We start from the raw sequence: 279 nt of genomic DNA, 5'->3' as shown, positions 1-279 counted from the left end.
ACCCGTCGAACCCGACGTGAACATCACACAAGCCGCATCCCCAGCATCACCCGCCACCACCAGCGGCTCCACCGAACCCACGACACCGTTCGGCACCGCCCCGCCCGTCGGCAGGGACAGGCACCCGCCCCAGGCGGCGGCCTCGTCCACCAGCAGAGCCGGGCCCGCGTAGGCGAGCCGGCCGGCCAGCTTGTCGTCGGTCACCAATGCGGCCAGCCCGGCGTCCTCGGCCATCGCCGCCAGCCGGGCATCGGGGAACTCCGGATCGAGCATGGCGTA

Annotated in this window: 1 protein-coding gene; it reads right to left on the bottom strand. The window is 72.8% G+C overall.

Annotation, left to right across the window (positions count from 1 at the left end):
* Positions 1–279, bottom strand: a 279-nt coding sequence (locus tag ACFHW0_RS31935; RefSeq protein ID WP_416613344.1) for an AMP-binding protein, incomplete at both ends; no start/stop codon positions are given.

It is taken from the genome of Micromonospora sp. LOL_025 (assembly GCF_048060285.1).
Classification (GTDB): Bacteria; Actinomycetota; Actinomycetes; order Mycobacteriales; family Micromonosporaceae; genus Micromonospora.
The sequence above is the reverse complement of the archived record's forward strand: the minus strand, read 5'-3'. Positions and strand labels throughout refer to the sequence as shown.